Genomic DNA, 1,985 nt, shown 5'->3' with positions numbered 1-1,985 from the left:
GATTATTTGTACGTACCGCTTGGTGGCAGTAAAGGAGGAACCTGGCTTAAAGTACGAAATACTTTTATAATTTTTTTAGTGAGTGGTTTTGGCATGGCGCAAACTGGACCTTTATAATTTGGGGCCTTTTAAATGCTCTGTTTATCATGCCATCAATTATCTTTAAAACCAACCGCAATAACCTCGAAATTGTTGCCAAGGGAAAAAGTTTGCCAACAATAAGTGAATTTTTACATATAATGCTAACTTTTTGTATGGTTGTTTTTGCATGGGTTTTTTTCAGAGCCAATAACGTTACCCATGCATTAAACTATTTGGGTAAAATATTCTCCCGGTCACTTTTTTCAATGCCCGATTTTGAAATTAGCCGGCTACAATTATTACAAACCATTGCTTTAATAGTATTTTTTATCATCATTGAATGGAATGGCAGGGAGAATCAATATGCAATAGAAACCTTAACCAAACTTAAAAAGAGGAATTACAGGTTAGCTTTTTACTATGCATTGGTTTTAATCCTTTTTTTGTTTGCCGGCAAAGAACAACAATTTATTTACTTTCAATTTTAAGCAATGAGCCACTTCTTAAATAAAACACTCACGTTTATTTTAACAAGTATATTATTAATAGCCTGCGTTGTATTGATACCCAATTTTTTGGTTGAAAAATTTTCGAGGTTTAATATTGATAAAGGCTACAAAATTGTACTGTTCGGGCATTCGCACTCTGAGTGTGCTTTTAATGATTCTTTAATAGCAGGTTTTAAAAATCTGTCTCACTCAGCAGAGCCTTATTTTTATACTTACCAAAAGGTTAAAAAGGTAATTTCTCAAAACAACCAGTTGGAAACCATTTTGATAGAGTATTCAAATAATCAAATTGACGCCAAAATGGATGAATGGACCTGGGGTTATAAATATATGTCGAACATGTTTCCACAATACGCATCCTTTATGGATCCATCAGATTTAGAACTGCTATTTGATAAAAACCCCAAAGATTTTGTAAATTGTGTCTCCATTTTAACCCGCCAGAATATATTTAGAGTTGCCACATTAAACTATAGCTTTAGCAGTAGCATTGGTGGCTATTTAAAAATTAATAATCCTAAACCCCTGGAAATTAAAAATACACCATCAGTACTCTATAATGAAGTAACATCAGAGCGGACTAAGCTGTCGATGACCAACCTTAAATATCTTCGGAAGATAATTGATTATTGCCATCAAAAGCATAAAAAAGTATTCCTGGTAAGAAGCCCGCAGCATAAAGGTTACGAATTCATGAAAAACGAAAAGGTTTTTATGAAAATTAAGAAATTATATTTCCCGGATGTTGAGTTTTTAGACTTCAACAATTTTCCCTTAAGGGATGATGAATTTGCAGATCTGGGCCATTTGAATTTTAAGGGGGCATCGAAGTTTTCAGGATATGTTAACAGGATGATCGATTCTGGAATTTTAGTACCCGGTAAGAAGCAGGTATTTATAAATGCGGTTATTCCGGTTGAAGGTCATTTTGTAAATGGTGTAAAATAAAACTGATTTAAACAACCTGATTCACACTCATTCGTTATCGGCGATAGTAGTACAATCTTTTAATGAATTTATCCGTATGCTTATATTCAATAGATCATGAAAACAGTCCTCATCATTGAAGATAATAACGATATCAGGGAGAGGATGACCAGGGTTTTGGGATTTAACGGTTATATGGTATTACAGGCAGAAAACGGCAGGAAGGGTGTGGAGCTTGCGCAGTTAAAAAAGCCCGATATTATTCTTTGCGCTATAATGATGCCCGGAATGGATGGCTATGAAGTATTAAACCTGCTGCACAAACAGTCAGAAACGGCCCATATTCCCTTTATTTTTCTAACGGACACGGCCGAACAAACAGACTTTAGAAAAGGAACGGAAATAGGGGCGGATGACTTCCTGGTAAAGCCCTTTGACGACCTGGAATTATTACATGCTCTTGAAAGC

The 1,985-nt window shown here is 35.1% G+C and carries 3 protein-coding genes; all 3 read left to right on the top strand.

Going from position 1 to position 1,985, the window contains the following annotated elements; genetic code table 11:
* Positions 1 to 146: 146 nt before the first annotated feature.
* Positions 147 to 569 (top strand): hypothetical protein, encoded by a 423-nt coding sequence (locus tag AC1DO4_RS27765; RefSeq protein WP_477421022.1) that lies wholly within the window; start codon positions 147 to 149, stop codon positions 567 to 569.
* Positions 570 to 572: 3 nt separating this feature from the next.
* A complete protein-coding gene (locus tag AC1DO4_RS27760; protein ID WP_477421021.1) occupies positions 573 to 1,538 on the top strand; it encodes a hypothetical protein in 966 nt (321 codons plus the stop codon).
* A 96-nt stretch (positions 1,539 to 1,634) separates the two neighbouring features.
* Positions 1,635 to 1,985, top strand: a 351-nt coding sequence (locus AC1DO4_RS27755; protein WP_477421020.1) for a response regulator, incomplete at its 3' end; no start/stop codon positions are given.

The organism is Mucilaginibacter sp. P5_A6 (assembly GCF_056400585.1).
This window is presented reverse-complemented; position numbering and strand designations above follow the sequence as displayed.